Origin of the sequence: Tenacibaculum sp. 190524A05c (assembly GCF_964036595.1) — a bacterium.
Lineage (GTDB): Bacteria > Bacteroidota > Bacteroidia > Flavobacteriales > Flavobacteriaceae > Polaribacter > Polaribacter platacis.
The window spans coordinates 363,130-379,534 of the sequence record NZ_OZ038523.1; the positions used below are offsets into that span (position 1 = coordinate 363,130).

15 protein-coding genes are annotated in these 16,405 nt (G+C 31.9%); 4 read left to right on the forward strand and 11 right to left on the reverse strand.

Features of this window, described 5'->3' with window-relative positions:
- Nucleotides 1-25: 25 nt before the first annotated feature.
- Complete coding sequence (locus ABNT61_RS01595) at nt 26-3,169, reverse strand: glycosyl hydrolase (RefSeq protein WP_348744578.1); 3,144 nt, start codon at nt 3,167-3,169, stop codon at nt 26-28.
- 308 nt (nt 3,170-3,477) lie between these two features.
- On the opposite strand from ABNT61_RS01595, the gene ABNT61_RS01600 reads away from it, so the two are divergent.
- The gene (locus ABNT61_RS01600; protein ID WP_348744579.1) at nt 3,478-3,927 is read left to right on the forward strand and encodes a hypothetical protein; all 450 of its coding nucleotides are present in this window, start codon (nt 3,478-3,480) and stop codon (nt 3,925-3,927) included.
- 7 nt (nt 3,928-3,934) lie between these two features.
- Here the strand turns inward: ABNT61_RS01600 and ABNT61_RS01605 are convergent, their stop codons facing one another.
- The 10 genes from ABNT61_RS01605 to ABNT61_RS01650 form a co-directional block, all read right to left on the reverse strand.
- A complete protein-coding gene (locus ABNT61_RS01605) occupies nt 3,935-4,864 on the reverse strand; it encodes a hypothetical protein (RefSeq protein ID WP_348744580.1) in 930 nt (309 codons plus the stop codon).
- Between the two features lie 65 nt (nt 4,865-4,929).
- The gene (gene argH / locus ABNT61_RS01610; protein WP_348744581.1) at nt 4,930-6,210 is read right to left on the reverse strand and encodes an argininosuccinate lyase; all 1,281 of its coding nucleotides are present in this window, start codon (nt 6,208-6,210) and stop codon (nt 4,930-4,932) included.
- 10 nt (nt 6,211-6,220) lie between these two features.
- A complete protein-coding gene (locus ABNT61_RS01615) occupies nt 6,221-7,285 on the reverse strand; it encodes a M20 family metallo-hydrolase (RefSeq protein WP_348744582.1) in 1,065 nt (354 codons plus the stop codon).
- Nucleotides 7,285-8,061, reverse strand: coding sequence for an acetylglutamate kinase (gene argB, locus ABNT61_RS01620; protein WP_348744583.1), 777 nt, complete (start codon nt 8,059-8,061; stop codon nt 7,285-7,287). Before argB ends, ABNT61_RS01615 begins: the two co-directional genes overlap by 1 nt.
- Nucleotide 8,062: 1 nt before the next feature.
- Nucleotides 8,063-8,998, reverse strand: coding sequence for an acetylornithine carbamoyltransferase (locus ABNT61_RS01625; RefSeq protein WP_348744584.1), 936 nt, complete (start codon nt 8,996-8,998; stop codon nt 8,063-8,065).
- Nucleotides 8,999-9,118: 120 nt separating this feature from the next.
- On the reverse strand, nt 9,119-10,258 hold the full coding sequence (locus ABNT61_RS01630; RefSeq protein ID WP_348744585.1) for an aspartate aminotransferase family protein: 1,140 nt from the start codon (nt 10,256-10,258) through the stop codon (nt 9,119-9,121).
- Entirely contained in the window at nt 10,255-11,055 is an 801-nt protein-coding gene (proC, locus tag ABNT61_RS01635) for a pyrroline-5-carboxylate reductase (RefSeq protein WP_348744586.1), read from the reverse strand. Before proC ends, ABNT61_RS01630 begins: the two co-directional genes overlap by 4 nt.
- A gap of 11 nt (nt 11,056-11,066) precedes the next feature.
- Entirely contained in the window at nt 11,067-12,044 is a 978-nt protein-coding gene (argC, locus tag ABNT61_RS01640; RefSeq protein ID WP_348744587.1) for an N-acetyl-gamma-glutamyl-phosphate reductase, read from the reverse strand.
- Nucleotides 12,037-13,224 (reverse strand): argininosuccinate synthase, encoded by a 1,188-nt coding sequence (argG, locus tag ABNT61_RS01645; protein ID WP_348744588.1) that lies wholly within the window; start codon nt 13,222-13,224, stop codon nt 12,037-12,039. The genes argC and argG overlap by 8 nt, the downstream gene beginning before the upstream one ends.
- The gene (locus tag ABNT61_RS01650; protein ID WP_348744589.1) at nt 13,221-13,841 is read right to left on the reverse strand and encodes a GNAT family N-acetyltransferase; all 621 of its coding nucleotides are present in this window, start codon (nt 13,839-13,841) and stop codon (nt 13,221-13,223) included. The genes argG and ABNT61_RS01650 overlap by 4 nt, the downstream gene beginning before the upstream one ends.
- A gap of 451 nt (nt 13,842-14,292) precedes the next feature.
- Between ABNT61_RS01650 and ABNT61_RS01655 the strand changes: the two genes are divergently transcribed.
- The 3 genes from ABNT61_RS01655 to ABNT61_RS01665 are packed head-to-tail and all read left to right on the forward strand — an operon-like array spanning nt 14,293 to nt 16,404.
- Nucleotides 14,293-14,706: a DUF2141 domain-containing protein gene (locus tag ABNT61_RS01655; RefSeq protein ID WP_348741688.1), complete on the forward strand. Its 414-nt coding sequence runs from the start codon at nt 14,293-14,295 to the stop codon at nt 14,704-14,706.
- Between the two features lie 57 nt (nt 14,707-14,763).
- Entirely contained in the window at nt 14,764-16,119 is a 1,356-nt protein-coding gene (locus tag ABNT61_RS01660) for a 2TM domain-containing protein (protein WP_348744590.1), read from the forward strand.
- A 3-nt stretch (nt 16,120-16,122) separates the two neighbouring features.
- Nucleotides 16,123-16,404 (forward strand): 2TM domain-containing protein, encoded by a 282-nt coding sequence (locus tag ABNT61_RS01665; RefSeq protein WP_348711624.1) that lies wholly within the window; start codon nt 16,123-16,125, stop codon nt 16,402-16,404.
- Nucleotide 16,405: the final 1 nt, after the last annotated feature.

The following is a 16,405-nucleotide window of genomic DNA, read 5'->3' on the forward strand; positions in this document are numbered from 1 at the left end:
TTGGTTTTAATAACGGGCAATTGAGTTAATTTTTCTTGATAAATTGTTTAACACCTTTAGGTCTTTTCACAAAATAGAACCCTGATTGTAAATTACTTATTGGAATTGATAATTCTTTAGTCTCTTTAATTTTTCTCCCATTTATATCATATATTGTAATTGTTGTGCCTAGTTCAACTCCTCTAATATTTATAATCTTATCAGAAGGGTTAGGGTAGATTACAAAGTTGTTATTATTACTTCCTATGGTTTCATTTGTATCGAAAGTGTTACTAACTCTTCTAGCAGTACCATTATTTAATAATACCATGTTTAATGAGGAGCTACCATGCAACCAAATTGGTTTCGATATTTCAGAATTCCATCTAGAAGATATTCCAGAGTTAGATTGAACTCTTGCATCTCCCCAATATCCTTCTGCATATCCGCTCCCAGGACCAAATTTAGAGGTATCTTCATCCCAATTCACATTTATATAGTCTACAGCTCTAATAACATCTTTATTTGCATAAACATATTCGAACATCGGTGTATACCATTCATTCCATATTTGATTATGTGATTTATTCTGACAACCAGTGTTTGCTGTACCATCAATAAATCCGATATTACAATTTGTTCCTGAGCTTACGTCATATCCTTGAGGAGACGTTTCCGATAGTTTTACAGGTTTATTTTTTCTTCTAGCTAAATTCACTATCTCATCAGCTAATTGTCTTTGTGTTGCAGCTTGATAGCCATTTCTTTCATATACTCGATCTGGTACTAAAAACCAAGAGTATCCTAACCAATCCACATAGTCATCTCCAGGCCAAAAATCCTCTATATTTTCTCTTCTTCTATCAATCAAATCATCTACAGGAGAAGCACAAGCTTGCCAAACGTAAGCTACATTTGTTACTCCTTCAGCTCGCATTACATCAACAAATCGTCTCCAAGCTCTTTTAAATTGGTCACTATTATATCTATTCCAAGCACCATCGAATTCAAATCCTAATCTTAAATATATAGCAATATCACTATGATCTTTAGCAAACTTTGCGAAACGCTTAATATTTGCATCCCAGCCACCATTTCCTAGTTCATTTAAACAACCGGCACACCAAGTTTCTGATTCATTCCCTTCTGCAATACTCATTCCAATAGATAAACTAGAATTAGGAAACCCTACTGCACCACTATGACTATTTAAAGGACCAGCTCCCCAGTTAATATCGATGTTAGTTGGTGTTCCATTTGGATCTTCTCCTAAAGCACCATATTGAGGATTACTAGAATTTAGCAAACTGTAAAAAGCCACATATTGTGTAACACCTCCCATTGTTGGATATAAACCAGAGTCTTTATATTCTGCTACTGTTTTTAAATCTTGTCCTACTGTCAATAGGATTTGTTCATTAGGTGGTAATAGTTTTGCTACTAAACCAGATGGAGGATTTGTATCACAAGAATTGGAACAAGAACCACCACAATCAATGCCTGTTTCACTTTCGTTTTGTATTCCATCATTACATGTTGGAGTATTACTTGTGTCACAATTATTAGTGCATGATCCACCACAGTCAATACCAGTTTCGTCACCATTTTGAATTCCGTCGTCATAGGTTGGTGTATCAGGATTAGTTGTACTACAGGTTTCAGTACAACCTCCAGATTGTGCTTGTTGTTCATCTACCCAACATTGTCGACAAGCATAAAAATTATATCCATCCGGACAATCACCTGAACACTCTCCAGTTGGAGGAGGAGTTGTATCACATGGTTGACAATCTCCACCACAGTCTATTCCAGTTTCATTACCATTTTGAACTCCATCATTACAAGTTGCACTAGGAGGATTGTTATCTGAACTACATGTTTCGGTACATCCATCAGATTGCGCTTGTTGCTGATCTGTCCAGCATTGCCCACAAGCGTAATAGTTATATCCATCCGGACAATTACCAGAGCAGTCTCCAGTTGGAGGAGGAGTTGTATCGCATGGTTCGCAATTCCCGCCACAATCTATTCCAGTTTCATTACCGTTTTGAATTCCATCATCACAAGTTGCAGGAGTTGGATTTATCGAAGTTGATGAAGCGTGAATATACCTTGTATTATCTCCAAATTTAGAGATCCAATGATTACGCACAGAGGTATTTACTTCAACTCGAGAATCCCCCCATTCTGGTCCCCAACCATGAATAGGCCAGTTTGAATTTATATAAGCTAAAACACGAACATCATTGTCTTTAACTACTTTATCCAGTAAATTTAGATAGTTATTAAAATCTGATGAAGAACCTGTAGCTGGAGCTTGAGCTGCAGCTTCAGCAATCATTATTGGATGGCCATTTTCTTTTGCAAAATCAATACTTGACTGTAAACTTGGATCAATAGTAGAGCCTTCACAATTTGTTGTTCCGTTAACTTCAATACAAACATCATTATTAAAAACAGAAAAAGCTACCCAATCTACATATTGACTTCCAGGATATAGCCATTTTGTATCGTTTAAACCTCTTACAGGATGATAAACAAAGTCAACATTAGTTACTCCATTAACATTTCTAATTCTACTAGCAATGTAATTATAGGCGTTTATATATTCTTGTCTATCTAATTCTGAAATTGAATCTGGATTATCAAATACATTTACACCATTATCTGCTTGTTCAGTTAGCCAGTCTACAACATATTGTTGATTGTTGTTATAAGCGAATAAAAGCAAACTTACCTCATATCCAATTCTTAAATAAAACTTAGTATCAGGACGACTCTTCATCGTTTGAGAGAAATTATCAATTTGTTCATCCCATTTTCCAGAATTTACATCAGATAAAGCATCCCACACGGCGTTGGTATTTAGTGGTTTACTGTCGTCCGTCATTTGACCATATCCTCCAGCAGCAGTATTATCTTTAAAACTTAAAGCCACTAATGCATAAGGATTTTCTTGAGTATTTCTAACATGATCTAAGAATAGCGCATTTGGATCATCATCTCCTTGTTCAATTCTGCCTAAGTATAAAGTAGCATAATGAGAAGATCCAGCAGGCGTTAATCCAGTTCCAGACTTGTATCCGTCATATTCATTTTGAAACGTTTGCCCGATCAGCATTAAAGTTTTTCCTTGTCCAGGATCGTACTGCTGTGAAAAAATAGGTGTTTGTATTATTAATGATAACATTAATAATGTTAAAAGAAGGGGGGACTTAAACATAATTTAAAAAATTTATAGGTTAATATTTGATGTGAAATTAACATTAACACATGATTAAAATTATGTATGTCTTTAAATTAAGTTAATAAATTACGAATAATGTAATTTTTTAAGATTAACCTGAACCCTTGATTTTAGTACTAAATCGATAGAAATGAATTTTAACGTAAACGTTTAAGTAGTTTTAGGTTTGTCTTAGAGAATTTAATGTCTGTTGCATTATGTATTTTTTTTAAAAGTTAAACAAAAAGCTTTAGAATTATTAAATTAGATTTATGGTTAAAAGAATAACATGGTTTTTATTAATATGTTTTATGAGCATGTCTTGTAAAAATGATAATGAAAAAAATAAAATATTATTAGAGTCAAACAACTTATCTAATAAGTTTTATGAAAAGGAAATAAGTCAATTAAGAACATATTTTGAAAATAAAAGTATAGAACAACCTAATGCTTTTAAGGAAGATTATGATAAAATTAAAATAATAGAGAAAAGTATAATCGTAATAAATGGACTTAAAACGGTTTCTGATAAAAAAGGGTGTATTCGTAAATTAAAGAAAAAAGTTCAAGAGTTAATAGAAATAGATACTTTAACCTTTGTTTGTTTGAAAATAAATGAAAAGGATGAATTTTTGTTCGATTCAGTTTTGAAGAATGATTGTAATAGAATACTTTACAGAGTGTACAAAGAATTCTATAGACTAAATTATGCCGTCTTCTAAAATTGTATTATTTCAGGCTAGATAGCTTCATTTTCACTTTATAAATTCTACTTTGTCCATTCATATAACTTTCTGCCATTTCTTGAAAGCTTTTGAAATCAGAAGTTTTAATATCCTTCGTATTATCTCTTTTACTGGTAAAGTAGAGTATTCCTGAAGATGTATCATAAAAAGGAGAATAATCCATTCGAGAAGAATTGATGGATTTACCAAGGTTTTGTCTTTTAGTAAAATCTCCGTTTTTATCCTTGAAGCTTACATATAAATCACCACTGCCGAAGCCGTCTTCAGCTTTATAAACTGTATAAATCAAGAAATCTTCATTAGGAGAAATAAAGGCATTGAATTCATATCCTTTTCCATTAACATTTTCATTTAGTTTTAATGGCTCTACGTAGTTTGAGATATTCCACTTTGCAAAAAGAATATCGTCTTTTGTTGTAGCTGTAAATTGATCTGAAGTGTAGTATAGATTGTTATTCTTACTTAATGATGGATAGAACTCGTTGTGTTTCGTATTTACTGGAGCTCCAATATTCTTGGGTTGAGACCATTTTGAGTGAATCGATGTTCGTTCGACATACCAAATATCATAATCGGTAGCTTCATTATCTTTTCCATGAGGACGATTCGAAGAAAAATATAATCTTAGGTTATCTGGAGAAAGAAATGGTTCAATATCTCTATAAGTTCCAGAGAAAGAAACAATTTCAAAATTGGTCCAAGTATTATTTATTTTTTTAGCTTTTACAATCGCTCCTTTGCTTTCATTTAAATTTTGAACTGTGAAGTAGGCTTCATTACCATTTGATGAAAGTGTAAAATCTCTACAGCTTATAAATTGCTTAAAAGACTCGTCTATAGGAAGAACCTTTTCTGTTTGAGAAAAGCATATGAATGAGAATAAAAAAATGTACCCTGAGATTATCGATTTCATGATTGTTGATTTTTCCCAAAGTACATTTAAATATGTTTACTAAATATTCAGATAAATAACTTTAACTAAAATTTAGCAGCTAACTTTTCCTTTATTTTATCTAAAGATAAATTATGAATACTACCTACATGGCTGTGATCTTTTGAAGCATCTGACACATAAGTTCCATTTTCTACTTCACTGCTTATTTTTAAATAAGCATCTCTAAAAGACATGCCATTTGTAACTAATGTATTGATATTATCTACGGTGTAAAGATATTTGTATTTCTCATCATTCATATCAACATCTTTCACAATTACTTGATTAATACTATAATTGAAAATCTTTAAAATAGTCTTCAAATTTTCAAAAGCCTTAATCATATTTTCCTTTAACAATTGATAATCTCTGTGATAACCACTTGGTAAACTATTAGTAAGTAACAGCATTTCTGTTTGTAAAGCTTGAATTTGATTACATTTACCTCTTACCAATTCAAATACATCAGGATTTTTCTTGTGAGGCATAATACTACTACCAGTAGTTAACTCATCAGGGAATGTAATAAAGCCAAAATTCTGACTCATATACAAACAAATATCCATAGAAAATTTACTCAACGTATTCCCTAAATTTCCTAAAGAACTAGCAATAATTCTTTCGTTTTTTCCTCTTGCCATTTGAGCGGCAATTACGTTATATTTTAACGTTGCAAATTCAAGTTCTTCTGTCGTCATTAGTCTATCAATAGGAAAAGAACTACCATAACCAGCAGCTGAACCTAACGGATTTTGATCGACAATTTTAAGTGAAGATGAAAGTAACTCTATGTCATCTAACAGCGTTTCTGCATATCCTGAAAACCATAATCCAAAAGAAGACGGCATTGCTACTTGTAAATGAGTATAACCAGGAAGTAACTTATCTTTATATTGTTCTGCTAATGAAATAAGTGTATTGAAAAGTGTTTTGACTTGTTCAATAATAGTCAATAATTCATTTTTATAATATAATTGTAAAGCCACTAAAACTTGATCATTTCTTGATCTTGCCGTATGAATTTTTTTACCGGTTTCTCCAAGTTTTTTAGTGAGTTCAAATTCAATTTTAGAATGAACATCTTCAAAATCTTGTTCTATGATAAATTCATTGTTTTCAATCTGTTGTAAAATCAAATCAAGTTCTTTAATTAGAGCTTCTGATTCTTCCGATGAAATAATACCTACGGATGCTAACATCATTGCATGAGCTTTTGAAGCTATTACATCGTATTTTGCAATATGGATATCGATTTCTCTATCGTTTCCAACAGTAAAATTTTCAATGGCTTTGTCCAAAGAAAATTCTTTTTTCCAAAGTTTCATCTTTATTTTTTTAGGTAATTACTTGTTCTAAAATTTTGATATAAATATCAATTCCTTCTTTAATTTCATCTACATAAATGAATTCATCAGCAGTATGTGAACGTGTGCTATCTCCTGGACCTAATTTTACAGATTGACAACTTAATACCGATTGATCCGAAAGAGTAGGAGAACCATAAGTTGTTCTACCAATTGCCATTCCAGCTTCAATTAATGGATGATTCTTGTCTATTGATGATGAATTTAATCGTAGACTCCTAGGCTTCATTTCACAAGGTGCTTCCTTTTCTAGAATGTCGGCGATTTCTTTATTCGAATATTTATCATTTACTCGAACATCTATAACTAAATCAACAGCAGAAGGAACTGCATTGTGCTGTTTTCCAGCATTAATTTGAGTAACTGTCATTTTAACATCACCTAAAACTTCTGAAGTTTTATCAAACTGATAATTTTTGAACCATTCTAAAACTTCAATAGCATTGTAAATTGGATTATCAGAATTTGGATGAGCAGCATGACTAGGAGTTCCCTTAACTTTTCCATCAAAAACGATTAATCCTTTTTCTGCAATAGCGAGTTGCATTTGCGTTGGCTCACCAACTATTGCAACATCAATTTTAGGAATAATTGATAACATACTATTTAAACCATCAGGCCCGCTACTTTCTTCTTCAGCAGAACCAACAAACACTAAATTGTATTTTAAATTTTCTTGATGATAGAAATAACTAAACGTTGCCAAAAGAGCAACTAAACATCCTCCAGCATCATTACTTCCTAATCCATATAATTTTCCATCTTCAACAATGGCTTTAAAAGGGTCTTTAGTATATCCATTATTTGGATACACTGTGTCATGATGCGAGTTTAAAAGAATTGTGGGTTTACTTTCATCAAAGTATTTATTTACTGCCCAAACATTATTCTTAGTTCTGTTATATTCAATATTATGAATAGTACACCAATAGGCTAATAAATCACCTGTTTTATCTTCTTCCGAAGAAAATGAAGGAATCTCTATGAGTTTCTTCAGTAAATCAATAGCACTATAGGTAAGTTCTTTCTGTGTCATTATTGTTGAAATGTTGTACATTTTATATCCTGTTCAAAAGGCATTTTATTGTTTCCAATGTGTACAGTTGCCACACCTTTTTGTATGGATTGTAAGCAATTGTGTATTTTTGGTAACATTCCGTCATGTATAATACCTTCTTTTTTTAGTTGTTCAAATTTTTGACTGTTAATGTGTTTGATAACCGAATCATCATCTTCAATATTTTTTAAAACTCCATTTTTCTCAAAGCAGTAATAAAGTGAAACTTTATAGTCTTTGGATAGAGCAATAGCCAATTCCGATGCAATAGTGTCTGCATTCGTATTTAATAATTGTCCGTTTTGATTATGAGTAATTGCACAAAAAATAGGTGAAATATCGTTTTGTAATAAAACATTTATTGTTTGCGTATTTACATGAGTAACATCACCTGCAAAACCATAGTCAATATCTTTAATTGGACGTTTAATCGCAACTATACTGTTTCCATCAGCACCTGAAAAACCAACTGAATTTGAATTTCTTGCTTGTAATTGAGCAACGATGTTTTTATTGATTTTTCCACCATAAACCATTGTGATTATGTCCAATGTTTCGTCATCAGTAATCCGCCTACCATTTTTCATTTTAGGTTCAATTCCCATTCTAATGGAAAGTTCTGAGGCTGATTTTCCTCCTCCATGAACCAATAATTTTGGAGAATCGAGTCTCGCAAAGTCATCCAAAAATTCATTCAAGAGAATTTTATTGTTGATGATATTTCCACCAATTTTTATAATTTTTAGAGACTTCATATTATAAGTTTTCAAGAATGTTTTTCAAAACTACTTGTGCTGCGTAAGTTCTATTATTCGCTTGATCAATAACAATTGAGTTTTCTGAATCTAAAACAGCATCCTCAACAACTACATTTCTTCTTACAGGCAAACAATGCATAAACTTAGCATCATTCAGTTTTTTTTTGGTAATCATCCAATTATTATCTTGAGTAAGTATTTTACCATAATCGCCATAAGCACTCCAGTTTTTTACATACACAAAATCGGCATCTTTTAAAGCTTCTTCTTGATTGTAATTTACCGTTGTATTCTTAGTAATATCTGAATGTAGTTCGTAACCTTCAGGGTGTGTTATGGAAAAATCAACAGGCAATTGTTGCATCATATTTACAAACGAATTCGCAACTGATTGAGGCAATGCTTTCGGATGTGGTGCCCAAGAAAGAACTACTTTAGGTTTCTTGTCTTTAGCAAATTCGTTAATAGTAATTGCATCTGCCAAGGCTTGTAAAGGATGAGCTGTTGCGCTTTCTAAATTCACTACAGGAATCTCAGAATACTTCGTAAAACTTGTAATGATGGTTTCTGCGTAGTCTTGATCTTTATTTTTTAAGGTAGGAAAAGCTCTTACAGCAATAATGTCTGCGTATTGAGCAATAACTTTTGCAGCTTCTTTAATATGTTCAGAAGTCGTAAGATTCATAATAGTTCCGTCTTCAAATTCTAAATTCCAAGAATTATTTATTTGCAAACACATTACATCCATTCCAAGATTTTTAGCTGCTTTTTCTGTGCTCAGTCTAGTTCTTAAACTGGCATTGAAAAATAACATTACTAGTGTTTTATTAACTCCTAAACCTTTATGTTTAAAAGGAGTTTTTTTAATTTGAATTGCTTCGTTTATAGTTTGAGATATGTTGGTTATATCATTTATATCAGTATATTTTTTCACGGTTTTGAGTTTTAGTATAATGTCATCCTGTCCCGATGTTTCGGGAGTTTCAGGATCTCAAGAGAATTTGAATTATCATTAATGAGATGCTGAAATAAATTCAGCATGACGACATTAATTCTATACTTTCTGTAACTCTAATGCTTTTATTAATGCATTGATAAATACATCTACATGTTCTTTCTTAACTGTTAATGAAGGAAGAATACGTAGTAGGTTCGGGTTTTTTGAGCTTCCAGTGAAGATATGATGATTAAAAATCAAATCTTTCCGTAGTTCCGCTATTGGAAAGTCAAACTCCAATCCAAGCATTAATCCCCGACCTTTTATGTTTCTGATTTCTGATATTTGTTGAGCCTTATTTATGAAATAAGATGAAACTTCTTTTACATTATCTAATAAGTTTTCTTTTTCTATGGTTTCTAAAACGCTTAAAGCAGCAGTACATGCTAAATGGTTTCCACCGAAAGTTGTTCCTAACAAACCAAAAGAGGCTTTAATTTTTGGATGAATAAGTATTCCTCCAACAGGAAATCCGTTCCCCATTCCTTTAGCCATAGAAATAATGTCTGGTTCAATTCCGTGCTTTTGAAAAGCGAAGAAATCTCCAGTTCTTCCGAATCCAGATTGAACTTCATCTGCAATGAATAAACTTCCGTATGTATTACATAAAGTTGTTACTGTCTTATAGAATTCAGTAGTTGCCTCATCTAATCCACCAACACCTTGAATGATTTCGGTAATTACAGCACAAACATCTCCTTTAGCCAATACATCATGTAGAGAAGCGACATCTCCATATTCAATAAATTCGACGGCTTGTTGCGCATTTACTGGTGCTACAATTTTAGCATTATCAGTTGCGGCAACTGCAGCAGAAGTTCTACCATGAAACGCATTTTTAAAAGCAACTATTTTGTGTTTTCCTGTATGAAAAGAAGCTAGTTTAATCGCATTTTCGTTTGCTTCGGCACCTGAATTACACAAGAATAATTCGTACGATTCACAATTAGAAAGTGTAGTTAACTTATTAGCTAGTTCCTGTTGTAAAGGGTTTTGAATTGAATTACTATAGAAACCAATATTGGAAAGTTGTTTGGTTAGCTTTTCAACATAAGTAGGATGTGAATGACCAATTGAAATTACTGCATGTCCACCATATAAGTCTAAATACTGTGTTCCGTTTTCATCGTACACGTAAACATCATTAGCTTTTACAGGTGTAATATCGAATAATGGGTAAACATTAAATAAACTCATATTTGTTCTTTTTTAATCGTGTTAATTTTGTTGTATGAGGCTACCATTCCTTGAATTAATGAGGAACTTAAACCTTTGTGTTCCATTTCATTTAGTCCTTCAATAGTACATCCTTTAGGAGTTGTAACTCTATCTATTTCCTGTTCTGGATGATTTCCAGATTCTATAAGTAAATTAGCTGCACCTTCACTCGTAAACATGGCCAATTCTTGAGCTTCTTTCGCGTCAAAACCTAGTTGGATTGCGGCTTGTGTTGTGGCTCTTATTAAACGCATCCAGAAAGCTATTCCACTCGCACAAACCACAGTTGCCGATTGCATTAAGTTTTCTGAGATTGCCATGGAATTCCCGAGTCTATTAAAAATAGCTTTTGCCAATTCAATACGATCATTTCCTTTTATATTTGCACATAAACAAGTCATTGACTTTCCAACTGCAATAGCAGTATTTGGCATTGCTCTAATGATATGATGATCTTGTCCTACAACAGCTTCAATCTTTTCAATTGAAAATCCAGTAATTGTAGAAATAATAACATGTTTATCCGTTAGCGAATCTTTGATGCTATTTAAAATACTTTCAAAGTGTTTTGGCTGAACGGCAAAGATTAAAATATCTGAATTTTGAACTGCTTCCAGATTATCAGTTGTTACCGTTACATTTCCATATCCATTGAATTCCTCTATTTCTTGAAGATTCCTTTTTGTTAGATATAGGGTTGTAATAGCATTATTAATAATTAAACCTTTCGCTATTGATTTTCCTAAGTTCCCTGTTCCTATGATTGCTATTTTCATAATTAAATAGTTTAGAAAAAGTTAGCTTTTAGTTGTAATCCTTCTGATTCCTCAAACCCAAACATCAAATTCATGTTTTGAATCGCCTGTCCAGAGGCACCTTTTAATAAATTATCAATACAACTTGTAATTAATAATTGATCTTCATGTTTGTGTAAATGAATTAAGCATTTATTGGTATTTACAACCTGTTTGAGATGAAGAAAATCATCACTAATAAAAGTAAAAGCGGCATCTTTATAAAAGTCTTTGTAGAGTTCAATTGCTGTATCTAAAGAATCATCAAATTTGGTGTAAACTGTAGCAAATATTCCTCTTGAAAAGTTTCCTCTATTTGGTAAGAAATGGACCTTGTTGTTACTGTTTCCATTTAGATGTTCAATAGTTTGATAAATCTCACCTAAATGTTGATGTGTAAAAGGTTTGTAATATGAAAAATTATTATCTCTCCAAGTATAATGTGTTGTTTTAGATAAACTTGTTCCAGCGCCCGTTGCTCCTGTAACCGCATTTACATGAACGTCAGTTTTGATTAACTTGTGATGAGCTAATGGAATAATAGCCAGTTGAATTGCAGTAGCGAAACAACCAGGATTCGCAATATACTTTGCTTGTTGAATTGCAGTTTTATGAATTTCTGGTAAACCATAGATATATGAATTTCCTTGAAATACCGAATCGTTTTCCAATCTGAACTCATTACTCAAATCAATGATTTTAGTGTTGTTCGAAAATTCATATTGTGCTAAGAATTTTCCTGAATTTCCATGTCCTAAACATAGGAAAACAACATCTACTTTTGTATTTACTGAATCTGTGAACTTTTGATCTGTAGTTCCCACTAAATCTTGATGTATGTGGCTAATTTTATTTCCGGCATTGGAAGTACTAAAAACAAAATCTATTTCCACTTCTTTGTGATGTATTAATAATCTTATTAATTCTCCAGCTGTATAGCCAGCACCACCTATAATTCCAACTTTAATCATGATTTACAGTGTTTTGAAAGATTTTAGTTTGATTTCCATAGATGTTTATGAATCCTTTAGCATCTTCAGCAGTCCAAGCATTATTAATTTCACCATAACTTCCGAATTTTGATTGTAATAAATCGTTTTGAGACGTAATTCCATCCAGAGAAAAATGATATGGTTTTAAGGTAATAAATACTTCACCTGTAACATGTTTCTGACTACTACTTAATAAGGCTTCTAAATCTCTCATAACAGGATCTAAATATAATCCTTCATGAAGATGAGTTCCATACCAATTCGCGATATAATCTTTATGCTGCAATTGCCATTTTGTTAGTACGTGTTTTTCTAATAAATGATGTGCTTTTATAAGTACTAACGCTCCAGGAGCTTCAAAACCAACTCTACCTTTTATTCCAAGAATAGTATCTCCAACATGAATATCTCTACCAATTGCGAATTTAGAAGCGAGTTTATTTAGTTCTTCAATAATTATTGATGGATTTCCTTCTTTATCATTTAAAGCAGTTGGTTCTCCATTTTTAAATCTAATTGAAATGGATTGTTCAGTTCTAGTTTCTAGTTGAGATGGAAAAGCTTCGTTTGGTAACGGTAGGTGAGAGGTTAAGGTTTCATCTCCGCCAACACTAGTTCCCCATAAACCTTTATTAATAGAATATTTTGCTTTTTCCCATTTCATGTCAACACCATGACCTTTTAAGTATTCAATTTCTGCTTGTCTACTTAATTTTTGATCTCTAATTGGTGTAATGATTTCAATTACTGGAGCTAGTGTGTTGAAAATTAAATCGAATCTAACTTGATCATTTCCTGCACCTGTACTTCCATGAGCAATATATTCAGCTCCAATACTTTTTGCATAATTGATGATTTCAATGGCTTGAATAATTCTTTCTGCACTTACAGATAAAGGGTAGGTGTTATTTTTTAGAACATTACCAAAGATTAAATATTTAATTACTTTCTCGTAGTAATTATCAATAGCATTTATGTTTTTATAGGTTTTCACACCTAATTCATAAGCTTTATTTTCTATGTTTTGTATTTCGTTTTGAGTAAATCCTCCTGTATTTACACTAACCGCATGCACTTCAAAGTTTTTATCTTTTGATAAATGAACAGCGCAATATGAGGTATCTAATCCTCCACTATATGCTAATACTAATTTTTTCATTTTTTCTCTTTTTTTAAGAATAAATGTTGTTTGATGCTTTTCAACCTGGTGAATGTTTTTTCTTTAATTCTCCTTTTAGGCTGACTATTATTTTCTGTAGCTGGATCATATAACATTCCAGTACATAAACACATTTTTTGATTCGTTCTTTGTAAAACATCGTAATTCACACAAGTTTTGCATCCATTCCAAAAGGTTTCATCTGTTGTAAGTTCTGAGAAGGTAACAGGTTTGTAACCTAAATTGCTATTCAGTTTCATCACAGCTAATCCTGTTGTGATACTAAATATTTTAGCTTCAGGGAATTTCATCCTAGAATGATCAAAAATCTTTTGTTTGATTTTCTTAGATAAACCGTAACCTCTGTAATTCGGATGAACAATTAATCCTGAATTGGCTACAAATTTTCCATGACTCCAAGATTCGATATAACAAAATCCGGCAAAGGTTTTATCATCTAAAGCGATGACAGCATTTCCTTCTTTCATTTTCGAAATAACATACTCTGGTTTTCTTTTGGCAATACCGGTTCCTCTAATTTTAGCGGCATTTTCAATAGTTTCGCAGATTTCCTGTGCATAAACACTATGTGAAATATCGGCAATAATGATTTCCATTATTTTGATGTTTTATTATTTTGTTTGTCTTAATTGTGTATTTGAAAGAGAACCGGACTCACCTAAGTTCTAAGAGTAGAATTGCCCTTACGGGCGCGGGAAAAAGCGTCGTACAACAATGCGGTTATCTGTTGTGATAACTTCTAAAGGTAAAATGTAAGATGTTGTTGTAAAATGCATAATAGGATTAATAAGATGGTTCAAATATTACTTGATTCTTGAGCAAGAATGACTAGCTACGTCGCGCGGGGCGGCGTCGGCGAATGTAAATTTGATTTGTCTTATTGTTTGAATGCATGGGTCAAATGTATAAAAAAATTGGATACACAAAACTTTATTTTGAAAAAAATACAGTTCGTCATGAAAAAATTACAACTCGGTAATGTTTAGTTTTAAAATAAACAATGTGTATGCACCTTTGTAGTGTAATTAATCTTAAAAACAACACATTATGAAAATTTTAGCAGTTTTAATAGTCTCATTAACTACATTCTTAAGTGCCTATGCTCAAGATGCTCAAACTATCACAGTAACAGTATCTAATGCTACTTCGAATACAGGAACAATTAAATTTGGATTACATAATAAAGATACATTCATGAGGAAAAATCCAATTCAAGTTGCAGAAAGTAAAATAGAAGATGGAAAGTGTAAAATAGTTTTTGAAAATGTACCAGCAGGTGAGTATGCCATAACTTGTTTCCATGATAAGAATAGTAACGGTAAAATGGATTTTCAATCGAATGGAATGCCATTAGAAGATTACGGAGCTTCAAACAATGTTATGAACTTTGGACCACCACAATATGACGATGCAAAATTTACAATTACTGATAAAGATGTATCTTTAGATATTAAGTTATAAATTACGCCAATCAGGTGGATAATCTGAGGAAATTAATTAAGAATTACAACTCGTAATATGAAATCAAAAGAAGAACTTTTTTCAATCAATTATTTTAAAAAAGAAATAGGACATACTTTAAAATTAACCTTTGGTTTTGGTTTCTTCTTTTGGCTAGTTGGTGGAGATTATACGGTAAGACTATTATTAATTTCCATCGGGATTTCAGCTATGTATTCATTTGTACTCGCACTTACCCAAGGAGTTGTAAATGATTATTTGAGTAGTAAATGGGATTGGATTAAACAAACAAATCAAAGAATTTGGTCAGGAATTTTATTCACAGTTTTATATACAATTCCTGTTATTCTAGCCATCAATTATATACTCTTTGTGAAGATTCAAGGAATGCCTTCTGAGGATTTTTTTAAAAGAGGGATGATTTGGACACACCTGTTTTGGATTCAGTTTTCTTTCGGAGTATCAGCTTTTCTTCATGCTCGTGATTTCATGTTTAATTGGAAAAGAGCTGCAACACATGAGTCTAAACAACAACAAATTGTAGCTAAGACGGAAACGGCAAAATTTGAAACATTAAAAAGTCAAATAGATCCACATTTTCTTTTCAATAGCTTAAATGTATTGACTTCATTAATAGGTGAAAACCCATTGCAAGCAGAAAGATTTACAACAAAACTTTCTAAAGTTTATCGCTATGTTCTAGAACAAAGAAATAAGGAGCTAATACCAATCACAGAAGAATTAAAATTTGCGAAAACTTATATGGAATTATTACAAATGAGATTTGAAGATGCTCTGGAATTTGAGGTTCCAAGTTCTGTGAGCAATAGTGATTTGAAAATAGTTCCATTGTCTTTACAACTGTTATTAGAAAATGCTGTAAAGCATAATGTGGTATCAAGTTCCAAACCATTGAGAATTTCAATATTTGAAGATGGAGGATATTTAAAGATTCAAAATAATATTAACCCTAAAGAAGCTATCGGTAAAAAAAGCACCAAAGTTGGATTACAAAACATTGCTGATAGATACGGATTAATATCTGAAGAAGAGGTGCATATAGAAAATGATAACAAAACATTTACAGTGAGTTTACCACTGTTAATAAAAACAAACAACACGATGAAAAGGATAGACGATTTTGAAAATAATAGATATATAAAGGCAGTAGAGAAAGTTGAAAAAATTAAGGAATTCTATCAGAATTTAATTACATACTTGATTTTTGTTCCAATATTCATATTTATTAACCTGCGTTTTTCACCACAGTTTCACTGGTTTTATTTTCCAATAATTGGATGGGGAATTGGAGTTTTATTCCATGGTTTAGAAGCTTATAACTACAGTCTTTTCTTAGGTAAAGATTGGGAAGATCGAAAGATTAGAGAGTTAATGGATAAAGAAAAATTTTAAGCTATGAGAACTGAAGAGGATCAATTAAAATATATAAAAGCAAAGAAGAAAGTTCAACAAATAAAAGAGTTTTACAGTCACTTATTGGTCTACGTAATTATTATACCGATACTGATATTTATAAACTTAAAATTTACACCAGATTACCAATGGTTTTGGTTTTCGATGGTAGGATGGGGAATAGGCTTAGGCTTACATGCACTTCAAGCATTTGAAGGATACAAAATCTTTTTAGGTAAAGATTGGGAAGAAAGGAAGATTAAAGAATTCATGAAAGAAAAATAAA